The organism is Sandarakinorhabdus limnophila DSM 17366, from assembly GCF_945882885.1.
Taxonomy (GTDB): Bacteria; Pseudomonadota; Alphaproteobacteria; order Sphingomonadales; family Sphingomonadaceae; genus Sandarakinorhabdus; species Sandarakinorhabdus limnophila_A.
Map to the genome: position 1 here is coordinate 45931 of NZ_CAMCWT010000006.1, position 24430 is coordinate 70360.

23 protein-coding genes and 1 tRNA gene are annotated in these 24430 nt (G+C 65.1%); 13 read left to right on the plus strand and 11 right to left on the minus strand.

Annotated features, from left to right (window positions below):
- Positions 1 to 6: 6 nt before the first annotated feature.
- From mmsB to Q7O19_RS02465, 5 genes are all read right to left on the minus strand, one after another.
- Positions 7 to 948: a 3-hydroxyisobutyrate dehydrogenase gene (gene mmsB / locus Q7O19_RS02445; protein ID WP_303808460.1), complete on the minus strand. Its 942-nt coding sequence runs from the start codon at positions 946 to 948 to the stop codon at positions 7 to 9.
- A complete protein-coding gene (locus tag Q7O19_RS02450) occupies positions 887 to 1660 on the minus strand; it encodes an enoyl-CoA hydratase (RefSeq protein WP_303808434.1) in 774 nt (257 codons plus the stop codon). The genes mmsB and Q7O19_RS02450 overlap by 62 nt, the downstream gene beginning before the upstream one ends.
- Before the next feature lie 5 nt (positions 1661 to 1665).
- Positions 1666 to 3162, minus strand: a complete 1497-nt coding sequence (locus tag Q7O19_RS02455) for a CoA-acylating methylmalonate-semialdehyde dehydrogenase (protein ID WP_303808435.1) — start codon at positions 3160 to 3162, stop codon at positions 1666 to 1668.
- 48 nt (positions 3163 to 3210) lie between these two features.
- Complete coding sequence (locus Q7O19_RS02460) at positions 3211 to 4170, minus strand: cation diffusion facilitator family transporter (RefSeq protein WP_303808436.1); 960 nt, start codon at positions 4168 to 4170, stop codon at positions 3211 to 3213.
- Positions 4171 to 4247: 77 nt separating this feature from the next.
- Positions 4248 to 4322, minus strand: a tRNA-Gly gene (locus tag Q7O19_RS02465).
- Between the two features lie 162 nt (positions 4323 to 4484).
- Here Q7O19_RS02465 and trxA point away from each other — a divergent pair.
- From trxA to Q7O19_RS02480, 3 genes are read left to right on the plus strand one after another with little or no spacing between them, the layout of a single operon-like run.
- The gene (gene trxA, locus Q7O19_RS02470; RefSeq protein WP_303808437.1) at positions 4485 to 5390 is read left to right on the plus strand and encodes a thioredoxin; all 906 of its coding nucleotides are present in this window, start codon (positions 4485 to 4487) and stop codon (positions 5388 to 5390) included.
- Positions 5387 to 6073, plus strand: a complete 687-nt coding sequence (locus tag Q7O19_RS02475; protein WP_303808439.1) for an LON peptidase substrate-binding domain-containing protein — start codon at positions 5387 to 5389, stop codon at positions 6071 to 6073. The genes trxA and Q7O19_RS02475 overlap by 4 nt, the downstream gene beginning before the upstream one ends.
- A complete protein-coding gene (locus Q7O19_RS02480) occupies positions 6070 to 6261 on the plus strand; it encodes a Trm112 family protein (protein WP_303808441.1) in 192 nt (63 codons plus the stop codon). Before Q7O19_RS02475 ends, Q7O19_RS02480 begins: the two co-directional genes overlap by 4 nt.
- Here Q7O19_RS02480 and Q7O19_RS02485 read toward each other — a convergent pair.
- A complete protein-coding gene (locus Q7O19_RS02485; RefSeq protein ID WP_303808443.1) occupies positions 6258 to 8039 on the minus strand; it encodes an NAD(P)/FAD-dependent oxidoreductase in 1782 nt (593 codons plus the stop codon). The genes Q7O19_RS02480 and Q7O19_RS02485 overlap by 4 nt on opposite strands.
- A gap of 48 nt (positions 8040 to 8087) precedes the next feature.
- Positions 8088 to 9311, minus strand: coding sequence for a UbiH/UbiF/VisC/COQ6 family ubiquinone biosynthesis hydroxylase (locus tag Q7O19_RS02490; RefSeq protein ID WP_303808444.1), 1224 nt, complete (start codon positions 9309 to 9311; stop codon positions 8088 to 8090).
- Between the two features lie 269 nt (positions 9312 to 9580).
- On the opposite strand from Q7O19_RS02490, the gene Q7O19_RS02495 reads away from it, so the two are divergent.
- On the plus strand, positions 9581 to 11836 hold the full coding sequence (locus tag Q7O19_RS02495) for a DNA translocase FtsK (RefSeq protein ID WP_303808462.1): 2256 nt from the start codon (positions 9581 to 9583) through the stop codon (positions 11834 to 11836).
- Here the strand turns inward: Q7O19_RS02495 and Q7O19_RS02500 are convergent.
- Positions 11833 to 12600 carry a sulfite exporter TauE/SafE family protein gene (locus tag Q7O19_RS02500; protein ID WP_303808445.1) on the minus strand — a complete coding sequence of 256 codons (768 nt, stop codon included), beginning with the start codon at positions 12598 to 12600 and terminating at the stop codon, positions 11833 to 11835. The two genes, Q7O19_RS02495 and Q7O19_RS02500, sit on opposite strands and share 4 nt — an antisense overlap.
- 167 nt (positions 12601 to 12767) lie before the next feature.
- Between Q7O19_RS02500 and lptB the strand changes: the two genes are divergently transcribed.
- From lptB to Q7O19_RS02525, 5 genes are all read left to right on the plus strand, one after another.
- Positions 12768 to 13535, plus strand: coding sequence for an LPS export ABC transporter ATP-binding protein (gene lptB / locus Q7O19_RS02505; protein WP_303808463.1), 768 nt, complete (start codon positions 12768 to 12770; stop codon positions 13533 to 13535).
- Between the two features lie 27 nt (positions 13536 to 13562).
- A complete protein-coding gene (gene rpoN / locus Q7O19_RS02510) occupies positions 13563 to 15077 on the plus strand; it encodes an RNA polymerase factor sigma-54 (RefSeq protein WP_303808446.1) in 1515 nt (504 codons plus the stop codon).
- An 86-nt stretch (positions 15078 to 15163) separates the two neighbouring features.
- Positions 15164 to 16510, plus strand: coding sequence for a M48 family metalloprotease (locus Q7O19_RS02515; protein WP_303808447.1), 1347 nt, complete (start codon positions 15164 to 15166; stop codon positions 16508 to 16510).
- 34 nt (positions 16511 to 16544) lie between these two features.
- Entirely contained in the window at positions 16545 to 17312 is a 768-nt protein-coding gene (locus Q7O19_RS02520; protein ID WP_303808449.1) for a DsbA family protein, read from the plus strand.
- Complete coding sequence (locus tag Q7O19_RS02525) at positions 17312 to 18064, plus strand: alpha/beta fold hydrolase (protein ID WP_303808450.1); 753 nt, start codon at positions 17312 to 17314, stop codon at positions 18062 to 18064. The genes Q7O19_RS02520 and Q7O19_RS02525 overlap by 1 nt, the downstream gene beginning before the upstream one ends.
- Here Q7O19_RS02525 and Q7O19_RS02530 read toward each other — a convergent pair.
- From Q7O19_RS02530 to Q7O19_RS02540, 3 genes are read right to left on the minus strand one after another with little or no spacing between them, the layout of a single operon-like run.
- Positions 18061 to 18774 carry a M48 family metallopeptidase gene (locus Q7O19_RS02530; protein ID WP_303808452.1) on the minus strand — a complete coding sequence of 238 codons (714 nt, stop codon included), beginning with the start codon at positions 18772 to 18774 and terminating at the stop codon, positions 18061 to 18063. The genes Q7O19_RS02525 and Q7O19_RS02530 overlap by 4 nt on opposite strands.
- Positions 18775 to 18807: 33 nt before the next feature.
- Positions 18808 to 19245 (minus strand): YcgN family cysteine cluster protein, encoded by a 438-nt coding sequence (locus Q7O19_RS02535; RefSeq protein ID WP_273461806.1) that lies wholly within the window; start codon positions 19243 to 19245, stop codon positions 18808 to 18810.
- Positions 19235 to 19852: an SCO family protein gene (locus Q7O19_RS02540; RefSeq protein ID WP_303808454.1), complete on the minus strand. Its 618-nt coding sequence runs from the start codon at positions 19850 to 19852 to the stop codon at positions 19235 to 19237. The genes Q7O19_RS02535 and Q7O19_RS02540 overlap by 11 nt, the downstream gene beginning before the upstream one ends.
- A gap of 109 nt (positions 19853 to 19961) precedes the next feature.
- On the opposite strand from Q7O19_RS02540, the gene Q7O19_RS02545 reads away from it, so the two are divergent.
- The 4 genes from Q7O19_RS02545 (at position 19962) to Q7O19_RS02560 (ending at position 24329) form a co-directional block, all read left to right on the plus strand.
- Complete coding sequence (locus Q7O19_RS02545) at positions 19962 to 20531, plus strand: ankyrin repeat domain-containing protein (protein ID WP_303808455.1); 570 nt, start codon at positions 19962 to 19964, stop codon at positions 20529 to 20531.
- A 67-nt stretch (positions 20532 to 20598) separates the two neighbouring features.
- Positions 20599 to 21897 (plus strand): ActS/PrrB/RegB family redox-sensitive histidine kinase, encoded by a 1299-nt coding sequence (locus Q7O19_RS02550; protein WP_303808456.1) that lies wholly within the window; start codon positions 20599 to 20601, stop codon positions 21895 to 21897.
- Positions 21898 to 21899: 2 nt separating this feature from the next.
- Positions 21900 to 22445 carry an ActR/PrrA/RegA family redox response regulator transcription factor gene (locus tag Q7O19_RS02555; RefSeq protein WP_272868124.1) on the plus strand — a complete coding sequence of 182 codons (546 nt, stop codon included), beginning with the start codon at positions 21900 to 21902 and terminating at the stop codon, positions 22443 to 22445.
- A gap of 93 nt (positions 22446 to 22538) precedes the next feature.
- Complete coding sequence (locus tag Q7O19_RS02560; protein WP_303808457.1) at positions 22539 to 24329, plus strand: DUF885 family protein; 1791 nt, start codon at positions 22539 to 22541, stop codon at positions 24327 to 24329.
- The last annotated feature ends 101 nt before the right edge of the window (positions 24330 to 24430 follow it).

Genomic DNA, 24430 nt, shown 5'->3' on the forward strand with positions numbered 1-24430 from the left:
GGCAGATCAGCCGCGCAGCAACCGGATAATGCCGGAAAAATCGGTGGCGGCACCGCCGTTGTTGACGAACAGCTGGTAAAGCGCTTCCGCTTCCGCCCCCATCGGCACGCTGGCACCGGCACCCTGCGCGGCCTGGCGCGCCAGTTTCAGATCCTTCAGCATCAACGCTGCTGCAAACCCACCGGCATAATCGCGGTTGGACGGCGCGGTGGGCACCGGGCCGGGGACGGGGCAATAGCTGGTCATGGACCAGCTTTGCCCGCTGGCCTTGCTGCTGATGTCGAAGAAGGTCTGCGCCTCCAGCCCCAGCTTTTCGGCCAGCACGAAAGCTTCGGCGGTGGCGACCATGGTGGCCCCGAGTATCATGTTGTTGCAGATCTTGGCGGCCTGGCCCATGCCGGCCCCGCCGGCGTGGATCACGGCCTTGCCCATCTTTTCCAGGATCGGCTTCGCCGTGGCAAAGGCCGCATCGGGCCCGCCGACCATGAAGGTGAGGGTGCCGCCATCCGCCGCCGCCGTGCCGCCCGAAACCGGCGCATCAACCATCGCCAGGCCTTTGCTGGCGGCCGCTTCGCCCATCGCCTTGGCCGTGGCGACATCGATGGTGGAACAATCGATCAGGATGGCGTGCGGCTGGGCGACGGCAAACAGATCGCCTTCATAGGCAGCGCGCACATGGCTGCCCGCCGGCAGCATGGTGATGATCACATCAGCGCCAGCGGCGGCATCGGCCGCACTGCTGGCCGCCGTTGCACCGCCCGCCACGACCCGCGCCAGCGCATCGGCGGACAGGTCGAACGCCCACACTTCGTGGCCGGCCTTGACCAGGTTGAGGGCCATGCCGCCCCCCATGTTGCCGACCCCGATGAAGGCGATGATGGCCATGTTACTGCCCCGTCCAGTTGCCGGGCCGCTTTTCCACGAAGGCGGCCATGCCTTCCTTTTGATCGGCGCTGCCGAATAGGCCGTGGAACAGCCGGCGCTCGAAGCGGACGCCTTCCTTCAGGCTCATTTCGAAGGCGGCGTCGATTTCTTCCTTCACCGCGATGCTGGCCAGCGGTGCCATGCCGGCGATGGTTTCGGCCAGTTTCAGCGCTTCATCGAGCAGCGTTTCGGTGGGAACGACCCGGGCGACGAGGCCGGAGCGTTCGGCTTCGGCCGCGTCCATCATCCGGCCGGTCAGGCACATTTCCATGGCCTTGGCCTTGCCGATGGCGCGCACCAGCCGCTGCGATCCGCCCATGCCGGGCGTCACGCCCAGCTTGATTTCGGGCTGGCCGAATTTTGCATTCTCGGCCGCAATGATGATGTCCGCCATCATCGCCAGCTCACAGCCGCCGCCGAGCGCAAAGCCGGACACGGCCGCGATCCACGGCTTGCGGGTGGCGGTGACATGATCATAGCCGGCAAAGAAATTGCCGCCATACATCTGAGCAAAGCTCTGCCCGCTCATCTCCTTGATGTCGGCGCCGGCGGCAAACGCCTTCTCGCTGCCGGTGATGACAAGGCAGCGCTGCGACGCATCGGCATCATAGGCGGCAAAGGCGGCGATCAGATCGGCCAGCACCTGGGAATTGAGCGCGTTCAGCGCCTGCGGGCGATTGAGACGGACGAGCGAGACGGCGCCGCGCTGTTCGACAAGGATGGTTTCATAGCTCATTTCACTCACCCCATCGTCGGAATAACGAACGCGCTGCCGCCATCCATGCCGCCATCCGGCCAGCGGCCAGTGACCGTCTTGCGCTTGGTCCAGAACTGCACGCCTTCCATGCCGTGCTGGCCGATGTCGCCAAAGGCGCTGCGCTTCCAGCCGCCGAAGCTGTGATAGGCCACTGGCACCGGGATCGGCACGTTGACGCCGACCATCCCCACATTCACCCGCGCCGCAAATTCGCGCGCAGCGTGGCCGTTGCGGGTGAAGATGGCGACGCCGTTGCCATATTGATGCTGGCTGGGGAGTTTGAGTGCCGCCTCAAAATTGGGCGCGCGCATGATTTGCAGAACGGGGCCGAAGATTTCCTCGCGGTAGCTCTGCATATCGGGTGTGACATGATCGAACAGGGTCGGCCCGACGAAGAAGCCGCCTTCATGGCCCTGCAGGGTGAAGCCGCGGCCATCCACCATCAGCTCGGCGCCTTCATCGACACCCATCTGGATGTAGCTTTCGATCCGCGCCTTGTGGGCAGCGGTGACGACCGGGCCGTAATCGGCCTCCGGATCAGTGCTGATGCCGATCCTGAGCTTGCCGATCGCCGGGAGCAATTTGGCGCGCAGCGCGTTGGCGGTGTCCTCACCCACCGGCACCACCACCGGAAGCGCCATGCAGCGTTCGCCGGCTGAGCCAAAGGCAGCGCCAGCCAGATCGCGCACCACCTGATCGAGATCGGCATCGGGCATCACGATGGCGTGGTTCTTGGCGCCGCCCATGGCCTGCACTCGCTTGCCACGCGCACAGCCTTGCGCATGGATATATTCGGCCACATCCGATGAGCCGACAAAGCTGATCGCCGCGATATCGGGATGGGCGATGATGGCGTCGACCATTTCCTTGTCGCCGTTGACGACGCTGAAAATGCCCTCGGGCAGGCCGGCATCGCGGAAAATGTCGCCCAGCAGGTGCGGCAGGGTGGGATCGCGTTCTGACGGCTTCAGGATGAAGGCGTTGCCGGTCGCGATGGCGACGCCTGCCATCCACATCGGGATCATCGCCGGGAAATTGAACGGGGTGATGCCGGCGCCGATGCCGATCGGCTGGCGGAAGGCCCAGATGTCGATGCCCGGCCCGGCGCCGTGGGTGAACTCGCCCTTCAGCACGTGCGGGATGCCGCAGCAGAATTCGATCACCTCCAGCCCGCGCTGAATGTCGCCACGGCTGTCGGCCAGCACCTTGCCATGTTCGGAACTGAGCACGCGGGCCAGTTCATCCATGCGGGCTTCGACCAGTTCCTTGAACCTGAACATCACCCGGGCGCGGCGCTGCGGGTTGGTGGCGGCCCAGGCCGGCTGCGCAGCGCGGGCGGCAGCGACTGCCTGTTCGAGCAGATCAGCGCCCGCCAATCGCACTTCTGCCTGCACCTGGCCTGAGTTGGGATCATACACCGGGCTGGTGCGGCTGCCGGCGGCCACGGGCGATCCGGCGATGTGATGGTCGATGATGCGCATGAATGGTTTCCTACTCCGGCGAGCCGACCGGTGCCACCCACAGTTGCATCAGTGCTTGTGGTCGCCGCCGCAGCCTTCGGGCAGCGCCTGCCGGCAGTGATCCGCGCCGGTTTCGACCTGCAGCGTGGCATGGCCGATGGAAAAACGGTGGTGGAGCGCGTGGGCAATGTTGGCCAGCGCCTCGTCACCCGGGTGGCCAGCCGGCATCACTAGATGCGCGGTGAGCACCGCGCCGGTGGTGCCCTGCGGCCAGATGTGAAGATCATGCACCGCTGCCACACCGTCCAGCCCGGTCAGCCAATCGTTAACGGCGGCCGGTTCGATGCCCGGCGGCACCGCATCCAGCGCCAGCGCCAGCGACTCGGTGAGCAGGCCCCAAGTGCCGCGCAGGATCACGGCCGCTACTGCCAGGCCCAGCACCGGATCAACCCAGGCCCAGCCGGTCTGGCTGATCACCAGCCCGCCGAGCACCACTGCCGCCGACATCCCGGCATCGGCCAGCATGTGCAAGTACCCGCCGCGCACGTTCACATCGCCCTTGCGGCCGCGCATGAACATCAGGGCGGTGCCGGTGTTAATGGCAACGCCCACCGCCGCCACCAGCATCACGATATTGCCGGCGACCGGAAGCGGATCGAGCAGACGGTGTACCGATTCGAAGACGATGCCCCCGCACGCCGCCACGAGAATCAGTGCGTTGGCCAGCGCCGCAAGGATGGGAGAGCGAGCGAGCCCCCACGTGAATCGCGCGCTCGGCGCGCGCTTGGCCAGCGCCAGCCCGCCCCAAGCGATCAGCAGACCGGCAACGTCGGAGAGATTGTGGCCGGCGTCGGCCAGCAGCGCCATCGAATCATACCAGAGGCCCGCCGCCGTCTCGATCCCGACATAAGCAAGATTGAGCACCACCCCGATGGCAAAGGCCCGGCCGAAATCTGGCGGCGCATGGCTGTGCCCATGGCCATGATGATCATGACCGCCCAGCGGATGGCTGTGAGCGTGGCTGTGCATGGCGACTTTATGGGTCCCGCGGCGAGGCACCGCAATGAAAAAGGCGGCCCAAACGGACCACCTTTTCAAGCAACGACTGGAGCGGGTGAAGAGATTCGAACTCTCGACTTCAACCTTGGCAAGGTTGCGCTCTACCCCTGAGCTACACCCGCTCGCCGGTCATTGAGGGTGAGGCGTCTAGCACCGGCGGGTTTGGACTTGCAAGCCCCTTTTTTGCCCGAGGTTTCTTGGCCCCTGTGCGCAAGCGCCGTCTTGGCAAACCGCCTCCCCCGCCCCCATATGGCACGCACGACAACAAATGGGAGCATCACCCCTTGGCCAGCATTCCCAATCCCGCCGCCGAAAAGGCCAGCATCGAAGCCTTCCGCCGCGACGTGATCGAGGCGTCGAAGACGGCATTGGTGCTGGTCGATTTCTGGGCGGAGTGGTGCGGCCCTTGCAAGACGCTGGGGCCGGCGCTGGAACGACTGGTTTCAGCCCGTGCACCCAAGGTGGCGCTGGTCAAGATCGATGTGGACAAGAACCAGGCGCTGGCCGCCCAGTTCCGCATCCAGTCCATCCCCACCGTCTATGCCTTCCTTGATGGCCGCCCGGTTGATGGCTTCCAGGGCGCCCTGCCGGAAACGCAGCTGGCGCAATTCATTGACAAGCTGCTGGCGGGCGTCCCGGCCAGCGATGACGAGGCCGCGCTGGAGGAGCAGATCGGCCAGCTGATCGCAGCGGCAGACGAGGCCACTGCGGCCGGCGCCCATGAAGACGCCATCGCCATGCTGGCAGCGGTGTCCAGCGAGATGCGGGATCGCCATGATCTGGTGGCGCGTTATGCCCTAGCGTTGCTGGCGGGTGGCAAACCGCAGCCGGCGGCTGCCGCGCTCGAAACGGTGCCTGCCGATTCGAAGGATGAGCTTGTTGTCCGCGCCCGCGCCGCGCTGGCGCTGGCCGCCGAAGCACCGGAAGATGACGAGCTCGCTCATCTCGTCGCCCAGGTGACCAATCACCCGGATGACCACGCCGCCCGATTCGAGCTGGCCGGTGCTCTGGCTGCCCGCGGCGAACGCGATGCCGCTGCCGAGCATCTGCTGACCGTCATCAAGGCCGATCGCGGCTGGAACGAGGGCGCCGCCCGCACCAAGCTGCTGACCATGTTCGAAGCCGCCGGCCTTGCCGATCCGTGGAGCATCAAGACCCGCGCCGCGCTGCGCGCCATCTGGTTTGCATGAGCGAGAGCGAAGCCCTCGAACCACTGCCGGCCGCCGTACCGGTGTTCCCCTTGATCGGCGCGGTCCTGCTACCGCGCGGTGTGCTGCCGCTCAACATCTTTGAACCGCGCTATCTGGCGATGGTGAAGGACGCGATGGCGGCCACCGGCGCTGCCAACCGGACCATCGGCATGATCCAGCCGAAGGCGCCCCAAGGAAGCAGAGCGGGTGATCCGCCGCCGCTCTACAAGGTCGGCTGCCTGGGCCGGATCACCGAATATCGCGAAACCGACGATGGCCGCATCCTCGTCACGCTGGTCGGCATCAGCCGCTTCCGGGTGGGCGCCGAACTGGAGCGCGACACGCTCTATCGCCAGGTGATGACCGATTATCACGGCTTTGCCGATGACCGGGCCGAGGAAGAATCGCTGGATGCCGCCAGCCGCGCCAGCCTGGAGGACGCGCTGCGCCCCTATCTTGATGCGCGCGGGCTCGCCGCCGATTGGGAGGCGGTGCAATCGGCTGACGACGAAGGGCTGGTGACGGCGCTGGCCGGCGCGCTGCCGTTCGATCCGCCCGAAAAGCAGGCGCTGCTGGAAGCGCCCACCCTGGCCGAGCGCGCACAAACACTGGGCGCGCTGATGAGTTTCGCGGTTGGGCCCAATGGAATCGGGGGCAGCGGCAGCAGTGGCCGCCTCCAATGAGCGGTTCCGCGCTCGATCCGCGTCTGCTGGCCCTGCTGGTTTGCCCGCAGACCAAGCAGCCGCTGCGGCATGATCGGTCCGCCCAAGAACTGGTCAACGACACGGCCGGCATCGCTTATCAGATCCGCGACGGCGTGCCGATCCTGCTGGCAGAGGCCGCGCGCGAGTTCCTGCCGACAACCGGTTAATCGAAGCGCAGCCCCTTGAATTGCCCGTCTGACCGCCAGCCCCGCATGTAGCTGAAAAACGCGTTCGGCCCGGCCGGATAGCCCACCGCATATTTGGCGCGGTCATCCATGGGCTGGCCTTCGTTGTTGTAATAGCCGGGTGTGCAATCCGGGCTGTTGATCATCATGCCGGGACCGGACAGCAGCAGCTTCACCCAGTCTTCCTGGGCCTTTTCGTCCACGTCCATCGTCTTCAGGCCATGATCGGTCATATGGCGCACGATGGCGGCGATGCTGGTGCCGGTTTCCATCCAGTTGTGCGGCACGTTGACGATGAAATTGGCCGCCTGCGCGAACTGCACCAGAAACAGGTTGGGGAAACCGGCGCTGTTCAGACCATGCAGCGTGCGCATGCCGTCGCTCCACGCCGCGGAGAGCTTATGGCCGCCCTTGCCAATCGGATCGAAACCGGTGCGTTCTTCGGTGGGGGTGCCGACTTCGAACCCGGTGGAGTGGATGATGCAGTCCACTTCATAGTGCTCGCCGTCCACCCACAGGCCGGTTTCGTCGATGCGCTCGACACCCTTGCCATGTGTGTGAACCAAGGTGACGCTGGGCCGGTTGAAGGCCTGCAGATATTGATCATGGAAGCAGGGCCGCTTGCACAGCTGGCGATACCAGGCCTGCAGCGCCTCGCCGGTCTTGCGGTCTTCCACCACCGTCACCGCGCGGGTGCGGATTTCCTCCATCTTTTCATGATCGGCCATTTCCCAGGCCTTCATCATGTTTTCCGGGTTCCATTCGCTGGGCGGCAGGCTCATCACCCGGCTGCGGATGCGGCGCGACAGGTCGGTCCAGCCATCCTTCACCCAGTCTTCCGACGCGCCGCCCATGCCGACATTGCCGGCGAAGTTTTCCAGCCAGCGCGTCTGCCAGCCCGGCGTGGCGATGGATTTGAACCAGTCGGGATCAATGGGTTCATTGGCGCGCACGTCCACGCTTGAAGGTGTGCGCTGCACCACGAACAATTCGCCGGAATCGCGCGCCAGATGCGGCACGCACTGTACAGCGGTGGCGCCGGTGCCGATGATGGCGACGCGTTTGCCCGCCAGCCTTTCCATCGGTGCGCCTTCGGCCGAACCGCCGGTGTAGCCATAATCCCAGCGGCTGGTGTGGAACTGGTGGCCCTTGAATTTCTCGATGCCGGGGATGCCGGGCAGTTTCGGCACGTTCAACGGCCCAGTGCCGATGCCAACGAAATCGGCGGTGAAGTGATCGCCGCGATCGGTCTCGATCACCCAGACCTGTTTGACATCATCCCAGGTGCAGGAGTTCACCTCGGTGTGGAACAGCGCCTTTTCATAAAGATTGAACGTCTGTGCGATCTTCTTGGCCTGGCCCTGGATTTCGGGGGCGTGGGCATACTTCTCGGTCGGGATGTGCCCGGTTTCTTCCAGCAGCGGCATGTAGATGATGGAGGCCGTGTCGCACTGCGCGCCGGGGTAGCGGTTCCAATACCAGGTGCCACCCACGTCGCCGCCGGCATCGATCAGGCGGAAATTGGTGATCCCCGCTTGCGCCAGGCGGGCGCCAGTGCACAACCCGGCAAACCCGCCGCCAACCATGGCAAAACGCACATGATCGGTGACCGGCGCGCGTTCCTTGCGCGGCGTGTAGGGATCGCCCAGCATCTGCGGGAAATGCGTCGCCAGCCGCACATATTGGGCGTTGCCTTCGGGGCGCAGGCGCTTGTCCCGCTCAAGCCGATATTTTTCGAGGATTGCGTCACGATCGATCATGGCCGGCAACCTGTGGCCAGCCGCCGGGCGCCGCAACGCTGCAATTCGCTAGACCAGTTCGCCCTTGAGCAGCGCCGGCAGCTTGCCGGTTTCGCCGCGGGCCTGATTCATGAAGAAACGCTTCAAGGGCGGCATGCGTTCGACAGAGGCGAGGCCGAAACGGCGCACCAGGCTGGGGGTACGGCCGGGGATGGCGAACAGGCGATTGAGGCCATCGGTGAAAGCGCAGACCAAGCTGTTGTCAAAGCGGCGCCACGCCGAGATTTGCGCCAACACATCGGGGCTGCCCAGATCAAGGCCGGAGCGCGCGGCGTTGGTGAGCACTTCAGCGGCGGCGGCGACATCGCGGAAGCCCATGTTGAGACCCTGGCCGGCGATCGGATGGATGCCGTGGGCGGAATCGCCGAGCAGCAGCAGGCGCGTGTCGGTGTAACGGGCGGCATGGTGATAGCCGAGCGGCCACACGGCTTGCGGCGCGATCACCTCGATTTCACCCACGGTGCCATCGATGCGGGCGGCGATTTCGGCAGCGAGCTGCTTGGGGCCCAGCTTCTTCGCGGCGTCCATATGCTTGCGGTCAATCGTCCATACGATGGCGGTGCGCGGCCGGCCATCGTCGGTGTCGCGCATCGGCAGCAGCGCCAGCGGGCCCGACGGGTAGAAGAGTTCGCAGGCGATATTTTCGTGCGGCACCGTGTGGGCAACCAAGGTGATCAACGCGGCGTGATCATATTGCCAGGTGGCGAGCGGAATGCCGGCGGCTTCGCGGGTGGCGGAGCGGCGGCCATCGCAGGCCACAACCAGCGGCGCCCGGAACACCCGGCCATCGGCCAAGGTGAGGGTGGCGGCGTGATCGTCGCGCGCCAGATCGGCGACAGTGACCGGGGCGAGCAGCGTGACTTCGGGGCATTCGCGCACGGCACGCAGCAGGCCGGTGCGCAGCCAGCGATTCTCCACCATGGTGCCGAGCGGATCATTGCCCTCGCCGGCATCGAAATGCAGGAACTGCGGGTGGGCGGCGTCGGTCACGCGAATCTCGCGGATCGGGCAGCCGTGGGTATCGAGGATGTCGTCCAGCCCCAAGGCGAACAGCATGCGCGCCGACGCGCTGGCCACGGCGGTGGCGCGGCCATCGAAGGCCGGAAGGGTGGTGCTGTCCAGATCCTGCGCGTCGACGACAATGCTCGTCACATCATGCCGGGCCAGAGCCAGCGCCAATGTGGCGCCAACCAGGCCGCCACCGATGATGATCACGTCTGCATCCATCGTCATACTGGCTTCTTAGCCGACCTGTGCGATTCCCCCAAGCGGGACATGATGTCCGGGCCACAGGCGGTTTTCCCAAGAGTAGGCTTGACCGGAGTCATGGCCTGATTCATCTTTAGGTAGTGCCCAAATGGTGAACATGCCAAGGGCGATGCATCGCATTGAAAGGCGCAACCGCAATGGCCACTCGGGCAGCACCTGCCCCCAAGCGCAGCAGCCCCGGTGGACCCGCCTGGCTGCTGCGGCTGCGCCTCGTTTTGGCGCTGGCCCTTCGCATGGCGGCGCGCGTGGCCGCCGGCGCGGCGGTGGCCCTGATTGGCGTGGCGCTGGTGCTGGCGCTGTTGAGCTATTCCCCGGCCGATCCCGCGTTCAACACCGCCACAGCGCGCCCGGTGGGCAACTGGATGGGCAGTATCGGCGCGCATTTTGCTGATCTGTTGCTGCAACTGGCGGGCTGGCCAGTGCTGTTGCTCAGCCCGGCGTTGATATTGGCGGGGTGGCGCGTCGGCCGCGAAGAACCGGTGCCGTTGCCGCGCATGGCCAGTAGCAGCCTTGCCGGCGTCTTGCTGTTGGCGTTCGCGGCAGGCGGTTTCGGATTTTCCGCCATGGGCGCCCCGGCCGGGCCGGGCGGCTTGCTGGGCCAGGGCCTGGCGGCGGCGGCAGACGCCGCAGAAGCGATTCCGGAATTGGCCGATGTGTCGGTGGGGGTGGTGCTGGCCATTCTGCTGGCACCGGTAGGTCTGGCCTGCCTGGCCTGGGGCAGCGCGATCAGTCGCGAGGCAGTGGGCGATGCCATCGCGGCCGGCCAGCGCCTGTGGAACCCGGACACCGAAGCGGAGCCGGGCAACATCGTGTTGCCCAAGCCAACACGCAAGCCGCCCAAGGCCGAAGCCGAACTCACCACCGATCCGGAGCCTGGCCCGACAGTTGTGCTGGAACAGCCCGAGCGGCCCAGCCGCAGCGGGCGTGACGTGCGCGACAAGCAGAAGTCGCTCGATCTGGGTGATGCCGCCGTGCTGCCGGGTCTGGACCTGCTGGCGCCGCCGCCCTCTGCGCCGCGCGCGCGCATTGATGCAGCCGCGCTGGAACAAAATGCGCGGCTGCTGGAAGGCGTGCTGGAAGATTTCGGCGTGCGCGGCCGCATTGGCGAAGTGCGCCCCGGCCCGGTCGTTACCATGTACGAACTGGAACCGGCGCCGGGTATCCGGGCCAGCCGGGTGATCGGCCTGGCTGATGACATCGCCCGCTCGATGAGCGCGCAATCGGCGCGCGTGGCCGTTGTGCCAGGCAAGAACGTGATCGGCATCGAATTGCCCAATCCGGTGCGCGAGACGGTGTCGCTTTCCGAACTGCTCGGCAGCGCCGATTTCGATAGCAGCTCGGTCACGCTGCCGCTGGTGCTGGGCAAGGATATCGCCGGCATTCCGGTGGTGGCCGATCTGGCGCCGATGCCGCACCTGCTGATCGCTGGCACCACCGGTTCGGGCAAGTCCGTCGGCCTCAACGCCATGATCCTCTCGCTCTTGTATCGCATGACCCCGGCCCAGTGCCGGTTGATCATGATCGATCCCAAGATGCTGGAACTGAAGATGTATGACGGGATCCCGCATCTGCTGGCGCCCGTCGTTGTCGATCCGCCCAAGGCTATCCGCGCGCTGAAATGGGCCGTGGAGCAGATGGAAGACCGCTATCGCAAGATGAGCGAGCTCAACGTCCGTTCGCTGGCCAGTTTCAACCAGAAGGTGAAGGAATCGCAGGCTGCCGGCAAACCCTTCGTGCGCCGTGTGCAGACCGGGTGGGACCCGGAAACCGAAGCCCCGATCATCGAGGAGGAAGTGCTCGATTTCGAGCCGATGCCGCTGATCGTGGTGGTGGTGGACGAATTGGCCGATCTGATGATGACGGCGGGCAAGGAAGTGGAATTCCTGATCCAGCGCCTGGCCCAAAAGGCCCGTGCCGCCGGCATCCATCTGATCATGGCGACGCAGCGCCCGTCGGTGGATGTGATCACCGGCGTCATCAAGGCGAACCTGCCGACGCGAATCAGTTTCCAGGTGACAAGCAAGATCGACAGCCGCACCATCCTGGGCGAACCCGGCGCCGAGCAACTGTTGGGCAAGGGAGACATGCTGTGGATGGCCGGCGGCAAGCTCGTGCGCGTCCACGGCCCGTTCGTTTCAGATGGCGAGGTGGAAGCGGTCGCCGATTTCTGGCGAGCGCAGGGCGTGCCGGATTATGTCGAAGCTGTCACTGAAGAACCGACAGATCTTGATGGCCAGCTCGATCTGGCCAGTGCGGGGCTCTCCGGCGGTCGCAGCGGCGATGAGGAGGCGGACGTGTATGCCAAGGCAATCGACGTCGTGGCCAAGGCGCAAAAGGCCAGCACCAGCTTCATCCAGCGCCACCTGCGCATCGGCTACAACAACGCCGCTCGCCTGATTGAACGAATGGAGCAGGACGGGTTCGTGAGCCGCCCCGATCACGTTGGCCGGCGCGAGGTGCTGATCGATGAATATGGGCAGCGCCGTTAGGCGCGCAGGAACAGCCCGACTGTCAGGCCGAGGCCGATAAGGATCACCGCGATCTTCAAGCCCTTTTCCGGCACCACCGCCAGCGCCTTCGCGCCGACATAGCCGCCAGCCATCGCGCCGATGCCGACCACCAGCGCGTGCATCCAGGCGACATTACCAGTGAGCGCGAACAGAATGGCGGCCGTGGTGTTGGACAACGAGACCAGCACATTCTTGGTACCACCGGCATACCGTACCGGCAGCCCGGCGATGGTGAGGCTGGCCAGTGTCATGATGCCGGCGCCGCCCCCGAAAAAGCCGCTGTAGATCCCGATGGTCGATTGGGTGAGCACGGTCAACCACGCCGGTGGCGGCGGGCGGTCGGCCGATTTTTTCGGGCCAAAGCTGCCCCAGGCAAACACCGCGGTGGCCAACAGCACCAGCCACGGCACCATGGCGGCAAACACACGTGTGGGAGTCGCATTGAGCAGCAATGCTCCGGCCACCCCGCCGATGAGCGCGATGGCGGCCAGTGCCTTGAATGACAGACGATCGGCCCCGGCAACCAGTTTTCGTCCGGCAATGCCGGTGGTGATCTGGCCGGGAAAAAGCGCCATGGTGGAGGTGATATTGGCCAGTTTGGGATCAAGCCCGGCAGCGATCAGGGCCGGCAAGGTGATGAAGCTGCCGCCGCCCGCAAAGGCATTCTGGGCGCCCGCCCAAAGGCCAGCGCCCAGCAGCAAGGCCAGCATCGCCGGATCGGAAAAATTCAACGCCGCGCCCATGATGGCCGGGTCTGTTCCTGCAAATTGTCCGGATTGGCAACAGAAATCACGGGTTTCGCCACTTAGCCGCCTTGGCGTGGCGACGCATTCACGATAGTTTACACTCCGACATGCAATTTTCGAGCCAGTTGGCTGGAGCAGATTCAATGATGGCCGATACCGAGGTAATGGAACAACGCGAACAACAGCGCGAGCAAGCGGGCGGCCCCGTGCTGCGTGGGCTTTCGGTTGATGGCATCGGCAAGAAATATGACAAGCGGGTCGTGCTGCGCGACGTGTCGCTTTCGGTGCGGCGGGGCGAAGTTGTCGGCCTGTTGGGTCCCAATGGCGCCGGCAAGACCACCTGTTTCTATTCGATCATGGGTCTCGCAATGCCGGATTCGGGCCGTATCCTGCTGGATGGCTATGATATCACTGGCCTGCCGATGTATCGCCGCGCCGCACTCGGCCTTGGCTATCTGCCGCAGGAAACCAGCATCTTCCGCGGCATGACTGTGGAACAGAACATCATGGCCGTGCTGGAAGTGGCGGAGCCTGATGCCCGGGCGCGCTCTGCACGGCTGGAAGAACTGCTGGGCGAATTCAACATCGCCCGCCTGCGTGCAGCGCCGGCAATGGCGCTTTCGGGCGGGGAGCGGCGCCGGGTGGAGATTGCCCGGGCGCTGGCCGCCAATCCGTCGATCATGCTGCTCGATGAGCCGTTTGCCGGCATCGATCCCATCTCCATCGCTGATATCCGCGCGCTTGTGGTGCAGCTGCGCGCCCGCGATATCGGCGTGCTGATCACCGATCACAACGTGCGCGAAACGCTGGAAATCGTGAATCGCGCCTGCATCATCTATGATGGCCGCGTGCTGTTCGAAGGCACGCCGGAAGCGCTGGTTGCCGATGAAACCGTGCGCCGTGTCTATCTGGGCGAGGATTTCACCCTGTGATCTGGCTGGGGCACAGCGGGGGCTGAGATGGGCTTGGGGCCGCGCCTTGAGCTGAGGCAATCGCAGCAGCTGGTGATGACCCCGCAGCTGCAGCTGGCGATCAAGCTGCTGACACTGACCAATGTCGAACTGGAAGGCTGGATCGCCGAGGAGCTGGAGCGCAATCCCCTGCTCGCCGCCGGCGATGCCGCCGAGCCGCAGGAACCGGCCGGGCCAAGCGGGGTGGACGCACCGCCCGATGCCCTGCCTGTGTTTGACCCCGCATTTGACGATGCCAGCAGCGCGGGGCTGGAAGCCTTACTGCGTGATGGCATCGGCGGCGGCGATGGCCCGTTAGAGGCCGATTACACAGGTGAGCGTTTCCATCATGACTGCGCGGCGGACCAGCCCGCGGATTGGGGTGAACGCGCGGCGCAGGCCGGCAGTGAGGACGACGGCCCGGATTTCGAGCGGATGGCCGGTGGCGAAGCCGGGCTGACCGAAGTGCTGGAAGCACAGGCAACAGCCCGCTTTGACGGCATCAATCTGGCCATTGCCCGCTTCATCATCGATGGCCTTGATGAAGCCGGCTATCTGGTCGAACCGCTGGAGGAGATTGCCGACCGGCTGGACGTGTCGCCAGTGCGGGCCGAAGCGGTGCTGCGCGAGGTGCAGATGTTCGATCCGGCCGGAGTGGCCGCGCGCAACCTATCGGAATGCCTGATCGCCCAGGCCCGCGCCGCTGATCGCTGCGACCCGGCAATGGAAAAGCTGCTGAACAATCTCGATCTGGTGGCACGCGGCGACATGGCCGGCCTGATGCGGCTGTGCAAACTGGACCGCGAGGATATCGTGGACATGATCCGCGAGCTGAAATCCTATGATCCCAAGCCCGGCCTGCGGTATGGCGGGGAAACCGGCACGCCGGTGGTGCCTGATGTGTTCGTGACGCGTGGCACGGACGGCAGCTGGCAGATCAGCCTCAACCAGGCGACGCTGCCGCGCCTGATCATCGATCGCGACTATCACAGCGAACTCGCCAGCGGAGCGGACAAGGCAACCCACGGCTTCCTGAATGAATGCGTGGCCAGCGCCAACTGGCTGCTGAAGGCGCTTAATCAACGCGCCCGCACCATCATCCGCGTCGCCACCGAAATCGTGCGCCTGCAAAAGGGGTTTTTCGAGCACGGGGTCAGCCAGCTGAAGCCGCTGACCCTGCGCCAGATCGCTGAGCTGATCGAAATGCACGAATCGACCGTGAGCCGGGTGACGAGCAATAAATATCTGCTGTGCGAACGCGGCCAGTATGAGCTGAAATATTTCTTCACCTCCGGTGTCAGCTCCGGCGATGGCGAAACCGCGTCGGCCCTTGCCGTGAAAGACCGCATCGCCCGACTGATCGCAGCCGAGGGCGAGGATGTGCTCTCGGATGACAAGCTCGTCGAACTGCTCATCGGCGAGGGTTTCGACATCGCCCGTCGCACGGTGGCCAAATATCGCGAATCACTGGGCCTTGGGTCGTCGGTGCAGCGCCGCCGGGCGCGGGCACTCAAGGCGGCCTGAGAAAGGGAGCCTCCATCCCGGCACACGTTCGTTATGGCCGCACCCCTTCACCGCAAGTTCAACTATGCTAGGCAAGGGGAAGACGCATGCGCATCCTTGTTTCTCTGCTGGCGCTGGCCCTGGCGCTCCTTCCCGGCCCGGCCTGGGCGCAGTCCATCCTGCGCGACGCCGAAACGGAGGCGTTTTTCCGCGAGATTTCGCGGCCGCTGATAGATGCGGCGGGGCTTGATCCGCGCAGCGTGCAGTTCGTGCTGGTGGGTGATCCTTCCATCAACGCTTTTGTGACGGGTGGGCAGAATGTGTTCATCCACAGCGGCCTGATCACCGCGGCGGACAATGTGAACGAGCTGCAGGGCGTGATCGCGCACGAACTGGGCCATATTGCGGCTGGCCACAATGTGCGCTTTGGCGAAGGTGCCGGGCCTGCCAGCAAGATTTCGCTGCTGTCGTTGGTGGGGGCGGCGCTGGCAGTGGCTGCCGGTGCGGGCGAAGCCGGCATGGCGATTTTGGGACTGGGCACCGCAGCGGCACAGGGCAAGTTTCTCGCCTTCACACGCGATCAGGAAAGCCGTACTGATCAGGCTGGCGCCGTATTCCTTTCGAAGTCCGGGATTTCGGGCAAGGGCAGCATCGCCTTCTTCCGCAAGCTGCAGGGTCAGGAGTTTCGCCTCGCCATCCCGCAGGACAATGAATATGCGCGCACCCACCCGCTGTCGTCGACGCGCGTCGCCAATCTGCTTTCTGTCTATGAGAAGGACCCGGCCTGGAACACGCCTCCCGACAAGGCGTTGCAGGCCAAGTTCGAGCGTATCAAGGGCAAGTTGATCGGTTTTGTGGAAGAGCCGCCGCGGGTGATGCAGCAATATCCGGAAGGCACCAACACCGCCGCCGCACTTTATGCTCGTGCCTATGCGTGGCACCGTTCCGGCCACCCCGATCAGGCCATGACGGAAGCGGCCCGGCTTGTCGCATTGAACCCCTACGACCCCTATTATCTGGAACTGGAAGGCCAGATCCTGCTCGAATCCGGTAAAGTGGCCAATAGCCTGCCAGTGCTGCGCCGCGCGGTCGAGCGGGCGCCATTCGAGCCGATGATCATCACGTTATTGGGCCACGCGCTGGTGACAAGCGAAGACCCTAAACTGCAGGCCGAAGCCGAGCCCTTGCTGCGCAAGGCCGTAAGCCTGGACCGTGAGAATCCCTTTACCTGGTACCAGTTGGGCGTGATCTATGATCGGCGCGGCGACAAGCCGCGTGCGGCGCTGGCAGCGGCCGAGCGCTTCAGCCTGGAAGGAAACGCCATGGGCGCGTTGATGAATGCGCGCATGGCACGGGCGGGGTTGCCGGCTGGCACGCCCGACTTTATTCGGGCAGACGATATCATGCTGGTAGCCAGCGACGCGCTGGAACAGCAGAAACGGAAGAAAAGATAATCTTATGGCAGGATTCTGGAGCCGGCAGTTGAGCATGGCCGCTGTTGTCGCGGTGGGATTGGCCAGTGCGGGCGTGGGGGCCGGCGCGGCGCTGGCCGCCGGGCAGGCGAAAGAGCGACCTGATCGCGCCGAGATCGAAGCCATCGTACGCGGTCATATCCTGAATCGCGCCGATATCGAAGCCATCGTGCGCAATTATATCCTGAATCACCCGGAAATCATCCCGGAAGCCGTCTCCCGGCTGGAGCGGGCCGAGGCGCGCAAGGCACTGGCCGCAAGCCGCAGCGCGCTGGAAACGCCCTTCCCGGGTGCAACCGCCGGCAATCCCGATGGCGATGTCAAGCTGGTGGTGTTCTTCGATTATTCCTGCCCCTATTGCCGGCAGGGCCACGCCGATGTGGCAAAGCTGGTGCGTGAAGACCTGAAGCTGATGGTGATTTATCGCGATTTCCCGGTGCTTTCGCCGGCCAGCACCGAAGCGGCGATGGCCAGCCTGTCGGCAGCGACACAGGGGAAGTATCGCAAATTCCATGACGCCATGTTTGACAGCCCCGGCCTTGTGAGCCTGGCCCGCACCATGGGCATCGTGAAGGGCGTGGGCCTTTCCGAAGACAAGGTGACCGCCGATCTGAAGAACGTCGCACTGAAGGCCGAAGTGGACAAGAACCTGGCGCTAGGCCGTGAGCTGGGTCTGACCGGCACGCCGAGTTACATCATCGGCAACCGCATCCTGTCGGGCGCGGTGGGCTTTGACCGGCTAAAGGAAGCCGTGGCCGCTGCCCGCGCCGAAAAGGGCCGGTAATGGTGCAACCCCGTTTTGGCGGCTTCGACGGGGCGGAGATTGCCGTTGTCGAAATCGGCGAAGGCCGGCCGATCATCCTGCTGCACGGGCTGTTTTCCAGCGGCGAGATGAATTGGCGGCGCTATGGCGCGGCGGCCGAGATAGCCGGCGCCGGCTATCGGGTGATGATGCCGGATTTCCGCGCCCACGGGCACAGCGCCGCGCCGCATGAAGCCGCCGCCTATCCACCTGACGTGCTGGCCATGGATATCGAGGCGTTGATTGCCCAACTGGGCCTGACGGATTTCGATATCGCCGGCTATTCGATGGGGGCCCGCACGCTGGTGCGGCTGCTGGCGCGCGGGCTGCGGCCAGGCAAGGCGATCATTTCCGGCATAGGGCTTGAAGGGCTGATCGGCGGCACGCAGCGGGCGGATTTCTTCAAGCAGGTCCTGCGTCAGCCCGATGGCTGGCCCGGCGGCAGCCCGGAAGCCTTTGCCGCGGCCTTCATGAAACAGAACAAGGTGGACACCGCCGCCGTTGGCCTGCTGCTCGACACGTTTGTTTCGACGCCGATCGAAATGCTGCGCGGGATCGAAACCCAGTGCCTGGTGCTGTGCGGGGTGGATGACAAAGACAATGGCTCCGCACCGGCGCTGGCCATGGAACTGCCCAACGCTGCGCTTGTCGAAATTGCCGGCAACCACATGAGCGCCGTCACCAAGCCCGATTTCGGCACTGCCATCGCCGCCTGGCTGGGCCATCCGCTCTAGGCTTCGCGCCCCACCCAGTGCAGCGCCGCGCCATGCCGGGCGAGCCAGCGTCGGGCCTCGCCAGCGCGCGGATCAAGCTGGCGGTTCAGGGCGTGGAAGGCCGGGCTGTGATCCTGGTGAACCAGATGCGCCGCCTCGTGCGCCACGATGGCAAAGCGCACCCATTCGGGCGCACACACCAGCCGCCAGCTGTAGGCGATGCGGGCGCCGTCGCCTGACCGGGCGCCGGCACAACTGCCCCAGCGACTACTGGTATCGCCCACTGAAATCCGCGCCAGCGGCCGGCCGAGTTGATCAGCGAGCTGGCGGGTGGCAGGTTCCAGATCGGCCAGCGCCCGGGCCTTGAGCCAGCGTTCGATGCGGCCGGACAGCAGCGACAGCGGCCCACCAACGCGCAAGGCATCGCCGGCCAGCACCGGGGTGCGAGAGTGATCGGCCTGCCAGTCGATGCGCACCGGCGCGCCATCGACGGGGATGATCGCACCGGGCGCATACGGGATCGGCGCTGGCCATTTTGCCACCTGCGCTTCGATCCACGCGTGGTGAGCCTTGAGCAGGGCGGCACCCACGTCCTCCCCGCCTCGCGGCGGCAGGCTGATCTCGATGCGGCCCTTGATAGCGCTGGCGCGCAGCCGCACCCCGCGCGCCATGGGCCGGCGGGTGGCAACCACCGGCACAGGGCGGCCGGCGATGATCAGTTCTTCGGGCAATTGGGGGCGTCGCCAACGCAGCATGAACAGGTCTTAAAGCGGCTTGTCGATGATGAAGTCTTCAAGATCACCAATGTGATCTTCACTGATCACACGGCCAGCAACGGATTGGCCGGCGCGGTGGATGGACTCGCGATCACCGGTGATCAGGTGGTGCCACGGTGCCAGCCCTTGGCCGCGGTGAACGCGCAGGTATGAGCAAGTTTCCGGCAGCCAATCGAGATCATCGAGCTTGCCTGGCGTGAGCCGCACGCATTCCGGCACCAACGCTTTGCGGTTGCGATAGTCGCTGCACTGTGCAGTGCGCGTATCGAGCAGGCGGCAGCAAACGTTGGTGGGGAAGACCTCGTTGGTGTCTTCATCTTCCAGCTTGTGCACGCAGCATTTACCGCAGCCATCGCACAGGCTCTCCCATTGCGCCCGCGTCATGTGGTGAAACGGCGTGGTTTCCCAGAACGGTTTATCGGACATGGGTGGCCAGCAATGCGGTGACGGCGTCTGCCGTGAGCCCCTGATGCGGCAAGAAAGCGACCGGCTTACCTTCCGGGTCGAACAGATAGACCATGGCGCTGTGATCCATGAGGTAGTTCTGCGGATCGCCGGTATCCATGCGTTTGGCATACACCCCAAAGCGGCGCGACACTGCGGTGATCTGTTCTGGGGTGCCGGTCAGGCCGACAAGACGCGGGTGAAAGGCCGCCACGAAGGGCTTCAGAACGGCCGGCGTGTCGCGCTCCGGATCAATGGTGATGAAGACTGGCGCCACATCAGCTGCGCGGCCAGCATCCTGCGCTTCGAACGCCTGCAGACCGCGCCCGACCAACGCCAGATCGGTGGGGCAAACATCGGGGCAGAAGCCATAGCCGAAATAGATCAGCCGCCAGCGCCCGGCAAAATCCGTGTCGCGCACCGTTTGCCCATCCTGATTGGTGAGCGTGAACGGCCCGCCCAGGCTGGCGCCCGCCAGATTACCGGGCGGCGCTGGCGGCGTGGAAAAGCGCATCCAGCCCGAGCCGGCCGCCAGCAGCAGCGCCACCGCCAGCACCAGCCAGAGCCGCAGATTCTTGGACCTGTTCATGGACGATTGATGGGGCTATGCGCTATCATGGCCTTTAGGGGCATAGGCAAAAGGTGGAAGCTTGTCGATGATGTGCCAAGGACTTCTGCAGCGACTTCTGGTTCTGGTGATGCTGGCAACAGCAATGGTGGCGGCTACGCCGGCCGCCGCACAGTTTTCCGACAGCTACAACTTCATCAAGGCGGTGAAAGACCGCGACGTCAACAAGGCCATCGAACTGGCCGACCAACCCGGCACCACCGTGGTGAACACCCGCGACGCCGATACCGGGGAAGCCGGCATCCATATCGTCACCCGCCGCGGTGATCTTGGTTGGCTGGGCCTGCTCTACCAGAAGGGCGCCAACCTCAACCTCAAGGACCGCGAGGGCAATACCCCGCTGATCCTCACCGCCATCAGCCGCTGGAGCGAAGGCGCCGCGACCCTTATCCGGCTGAAGGCGCAGGTGAACGCCCAGAATCGACTGGGCGAAACCGCGATCCTGAAAGCGGTGCAGGCGCGTGATCTAGCCCTGACCAAGGCATTGATCGATGCCGGTGCCAATCCCGACATTGCCGACAACAGCGGCATCAGCGCGCGGGCCGTCGCTACCAGCGATCCCCGCGCCGCCAGCATCACCAAACTGCTGAAAGACGTTCCGGTGAAGGCCACCGGCCGCGTGCAGGGGCCATCGCTCTGAGCATGCCCGCCCGGCGGCACGTGGAACGACACGCCGCATGTGCGAACGGGCTTGCGGCGGCTAGGTCATGAAGATGGAAAGGCCCTCCATCGCGGCTTCCGCCTTTGATCGCCCCGGGGTGCGCGTGCGCACGCTGGCCGGTATCCGCTGGATCGCGATCCTGGGCCAGTTCACCACGCTGCTGGTGGTTGGGTTGTGGTTTGGCTATCCATTGCCCTGGGGATCGCTGCTGGCCGCCGTGGGCGCGTCGGTCATCCTCAACTTCGGCCTTTCGACGCTTTACGAGCGCACGGAACGGATGACCGGGCGCGAACTGGCGCTGCACCTGTCGTTCGATCTGATCCAGGCCGGGGTGCTGTTGTTCCTCACCGGCGGGCTGGCTAATCCCTTTTCACTGCTGCTGATCGTGCCGGTCACCATTGCCGCCACTTTGCTCACTGCGCGGGAAATGGCACCGCTGCTGGCGCTGACACTGGCGGTGCTGGTGGTGATCTGGCTGTGGGCCCAACCCCTGCCATGGAGCGGGCCACCGCCAGAATTTCCGCTGATCTACCGCGTTGGCGACGTCATCGCCTATGGCCTCGCCATCGGTTTCCTGGCTGCCTATCTGTGGATGGTCTCAGCTGAAGCGCGCACGCGGGCCCGGGCATTGGTGGCAACTGAAGCCGCGCTCACCCGCGAAGCCCGCATGAACGCGCTAGGCAGCCTGGCTGCGGCGGCTGCGCACGAGCTGGGTGGGCCGCTGGGTTCGATCAGCCTGATCGCGCATAGCCTGGAAGAGGAATTGGGCGACGATCCCGATTTCGGCGGGGATATACGCCTGCTCGCCGCCGAGGCCGCACGCAGCCGCCGGATCATGAAAGACCTTTCGACCCGCGCCGAAGCCGAGGACCCGTTCGCCATCCTGACGTTGGATCTGCTGCTGCACGAAGTGGCGCAAAGCGTGAAGCCGGCGCGCGTGCCGGTGCGGGTCGTTGTCTCCGGGCCACAGCCGCTGGTGCAACGCTCACCCGAACTGCTGCACGCGCTCAACAATCTGGTCTCCAACGCCGTGCGCCACGCCGGCACCGAAGTGCGGATGGAGACCTTCATCACCCCGTCTGAAATCCGCGTCGCGGTGGTTGATGACGGCTTTGGCTTTCCGCCCGATCTGCTGCCCCGCCTCGGCGAGCCTATCCTGGGTCCATCGCGGTCGAAATCCGATTCCACCGGCCTTGGCGTGTTCATCGCCACGACGCTGATCGAGCGTACCGGCGGCCGGCTGGCCTTTTCCAACCGGCCCGAAGGCGGTGCCCGGGTGGAAGTGCGCTGGCCAAGGGAAGAGTTTGAGTTTAATGACCCCCAGGGGCAAGGACAGGAGCAATAACCATGGCCAGTGTACCGGAGACCGAGGGCCGCCCGCTGTTGCTGGTGGACGATGATGCCCCCTTCCGGCAGCGGCTTTCCGTGCTGCTGGCACGCAAGGGCTTTGCCGTCACGTCGGTTGGCAGCCTGCAGGAAGCCCGGGTGGAAGCCGCTCGGCTGAAACCGGCTCATGCCGTGGTCGACATGCGTCTGGAAGACGGCAACGGTCTCGATCTCGTTGCCGAACTGCGTGCGATGAGCCCTGATGTGCGCGTCGTCATGCTCACCGGTTATGGCAATCTCGCGACCGCTGTTGCGGCCGTGAAGGCCGGCGCCATCGATTATCTGGCCAAGCCGGCCGACCCGGAAGACATCGTGCGCGCCCTCTCAGCCGATGGCAGCTCCCGCCCGGAAGCGCCGCCAGAACCGATGTCGGCCGATCGCGTGCGCTGGGAGCATATCCAGCGTGTGTATGAACTGTGCGATCGCAATGTGTCGGAAACCGCGCGGCGGCTGAAAATGCACCGGCGCACCTTGCAGCGGATCCTGGCAAAGCGCAGCCCGAAGTAAGTCGCAGCGGGGCGGCACATTGCCCGGAGCCCGTTCAACGTCACGCGCCGGAAGCCCCTTTCCAAATCTGTGGCATGCTGCTTCCATGCAGCCATGCTGAACCGTCGCACCACGCTTGGCCTGTTGGTCGCCCTGCCCACCGCGCCTGCGCTTGGTTTCGGGGCCACGGCCTCGGCCAAGCTGGCTGGTCTGCTGACCCGTGCCGCCCAAGCCGATGCCGCGCTGTCGCCCACCGGCCCGCCGGGACGTCGGCGCCCAGCCGGGGAGCCGGTGTTCATCGATCCGCTGTCAGACGAATGGGCGACAGCCACGCTGGCCAACAAGCGGCAGGCAGCAGCCGAGCTCGCGGGCATCGACCGAGCCGCGTTGACCGCGGCCGAGCGCATTGCCTACGACGTGTTTGCCCGCAGTGTGCAGCAGGCGATCCAGCTGCATGACAGCGGCCTGTTCGCCATCCATCGCCGGCTGGCGCTGAACCCCAGTTTCGGGCTGCACGTGGAGCTGCCGGATTTCGTCGCCGGCCCCGGCGCGCTGTTCGAGACAGAGGCCGATTATGCAGCAGGGCTGGAGCGGCTGCGACTGTTCGCCGGGCACATGGACGGCGCCATCGTGCGCCTGAAGCAAGGCCTGGCCAGCGGCCATGTGCAATCACAGGTGCTGGTGGAAAATGTACTGAAACAGGTGGAGGCCATACTGGCGCTGCCGGCAGACCAGACGCCGTTCATGGCCGCCATCGGGCGCATGCCGCCGGTGCTGGCCAGCAACACGTCACGCTGGCAGGTGGACTACATGGGCATGGTCAAGAGATCGGTACTGCCCGCGTATGCGCGCTGGCGGGACTTTCTCACCAGCACTTATCTGCCGGCCGCGCCGGTCGGCCCGGGCCGATCGGCAACGAAGGATGGAGACAGGCTTTATGCGTTCGAGCTGGAGCGCCACACCACCATCCCGATGGCGGCGCAGGCCATTCATGATCTTGGCCTTGCAGAAGTGGCCCGCATCCGCGGTGAATTCGAGACCGTGCGAAAGCAGCTTGGCTGGACGGGTGACCTGAAATCGCTGTTCGAACATGTCCGCACCGATCCGAAATTCTACTGCAAGACCCAAGAAGAGCTCATCGCCCGCTTTGCCGAGATCGAATCCCGCATCTGGCCAGCCATGCCGCGCCTGTTCCACCGCCGGCCATCCGCTCCGTTCAAGGTTGCGCCGCTACCGGCCTTGGGCGGGCAACGCGGCACTGGCTATTATCGCGCCGGTCCGCCCGATGGCGTGTCGCCGGGCATCCTGTTCTTCAACATGGCGATGCTCGATACGCGGCCGATCCCCACGCTGGAAACGCTGACGCTGCACGAGGGCATCCCCGGCCATCATTATCAGTTGACGCTGGTCAACGAAGACAAGACGCTGCCCGACACCCTCAAGCGCGGCGGAAGCACCGCCTACAGCGAAGGCTGGGGGCTTTATGCCGAATCCCTTGGCCGCGAATTGGGCATGTTCGCCGATCCCTGGGCCTGGTTCGGGCATCTGGACATGGAGATGCTGCGCGCCGTGCGGCTGGTGGTTGATACCGGCCTGCATGCATTTGGTTGGAACCGGGATCGCGCGATCGCCTATATGCTGGCCAACACCTCGATGGCGCCGCGCGACGTGGCGGTGGAAACTGATCGCTATGTCGCGCAGCCAGGCCAGGCCTGTGCCTACAAGATCGGCGAGCTGACCTTTGCCCGCCTGCGCCGCGAGGCCGCCGCTGCGCTGGGGCCAAAGTTCGATGTGCGCGATTTCCATGAGGTCTGCCTTGATACCGGCGCGCTGCCACTGGCGGTGCTGGAAGCAAAGGTGCGCGGCTGGATTGCAGCTGGCGGCGGCCGGCCGGATCAATCGTAACCCAGTAACGCACTTTCCGGATCGACAAGGCCCAGCCAGCGGTGAGCAGCGCGGCGGGCGAGAGCGAGCGTGATTGCCTTGCGCCGGGCAGGGTTCAATGG

Excerpts from the sequence above, each read along its gene's own strand:
- Q7O19_RS02485 (WP_303808443.1), bottom strand. The coding sequence starts at position 8,039 with ATGATCGATCGTGACGCAATCCTCGAAAAATATCGGCTTGAGCGGGAC.
- Q7O19_RS02450 (WP_303808434.1), bottom strand. The coding sequence starts at position 1,660 with ATGAGCTATGAAACCATCCTTGTCGAACAGCGCGGCGCCGTCTCGCTC.
- Q7O19_RS02475 (WP_303808439.1), top strand. The coding sequence starts at position 5,387 with ATGAGCGAGAGCGAAGCCCTCGAACCACTGCCGGCCGCCGTACCGGTG.
- Q7O19_RS02455 (WP_303808435.1), bottom strand. The coding sequence starts at position 3,162 with ATGCGCATCATCGACCATCACATCGCCGGATCGCCCGTGGCCGCCGGC.
- Q7O19_RS02490 (WP_303808444.1), bottom strand. The coding sequence starts at position 9,311 with ATGACGATGGATGCAGACGTGATCATCATCGGTGGCGGCCTGGTTGGC.
- Q7O19_RS02515 (WP_303808447.1), top strand. The coding sequence starts at position 15,164 with ATGCGCATCCTTGTTTCTCTGCTGGCGCTGGCCCTGGCGCTCCTTCCC.
- Q7O19_RS02555 (WP_272868124.1), top strand. The coding sequence starts at position 21,900 with ATGGCCAGTGTACCGGAGACCGAGGGCCGCCCGCTGTTGCTGGTGGAC.
- Q7O19_RS02560 (WP_303808457.1), top strand. The coding sequence starts at position 22,539 with ATGCTGAACCGTCGCACCACGCTTGGCCTGTTGGTCGCCCTGCCCACC.
- Q7O19_RS02550 (WP_303808456.1), top strand. The coding sequence starts at position 20,599 with ATGAAGATGGAAAGGCCCTCCATCGCGGCTTCCGCCTTTGATCGCCCC.
- Q7O19_RS02460 (WP_303808436.1), bottom strand. The coding sequence starts at position 4,170 with ATGCACAGCCACGCTCACAGCCATCCGCTGGGCGGTCATGATCATCAT.
- Q7O19_RS02500 (WP_303808445.1), bottom strand. The coding sequence starts at position 12,600 with ATGGGCGCGGCGTTGAATTTTTCCGATCCGGCGATGCTGGCCTTGCTG.
- Q7O19_RS02535 (WP_273461806.1), bottom strand. The coding sequence starts at position 19,245 with ATGTCCGATAAACCGTTCTGGGAAACCACGCCGTTTCACCACATGACG.
- lptB (WP_303808463.1), top strand. The coding sequence starts at position 12,768 with ATGGAACAACGCGAACAACAGCGCGAGCAAGCGGGCGGCCCCGTGCTG.
- Q7O19_RS02495 (WP_303808462.1), top strand. The coding sequence starts at position 9,581 with ATGGCGGCGCGCGTGGCCGCCGGCGCGGCGGTGGCCCTGATTGGCGTG.
- Q7O19_RS02520 (WP_303808449.1), top strand. The coding sequence starts at position 16,545 with ATGGCCGCTGTTGTCGCGGTGGGATTGGCCAGTGCGGGCGTGGGGGCC.
- Q7O19_RS02480 (WP_303808441.1), top strand. The coding sequence starts at position 6,070 with ATGAGCGGTTCCGCGCTCGATCCGCGTCTGCTGGCCCTGCTGGTTTGC.
- Q7O19_RS02540 (WP_303808454.1), bottom strand. The coding sequence starts at position 19,852 with ATGAACAGGTCCAAGAATCTGCGGCTCTGGCTGGTGCTGGCGGTGGCG.
- Q7O19_RS02545 (WP_303808455.1), top strand. The coding sequence starts at position 19,962 with ATGCTGGCAACAGCAATGGTGGCGGCTACGCCGGCCGCCGCACAGTTT.
- rpoN (WP_303808446.1), top strand. The coding sequence starts at position 13,563 with ATGGGCTTGGGGCCGCGCCTTGAGCTGAGGCAATCGCAGCAGCTGGTG.
- Q7O19_RS02525 (WP_303808450.1), top strand. The coding sequence starts at position 17,312 with ATGGTGCAACCCCGTTTTGGCGGCTTCGACGGGGCGGAGATTGCCGTT.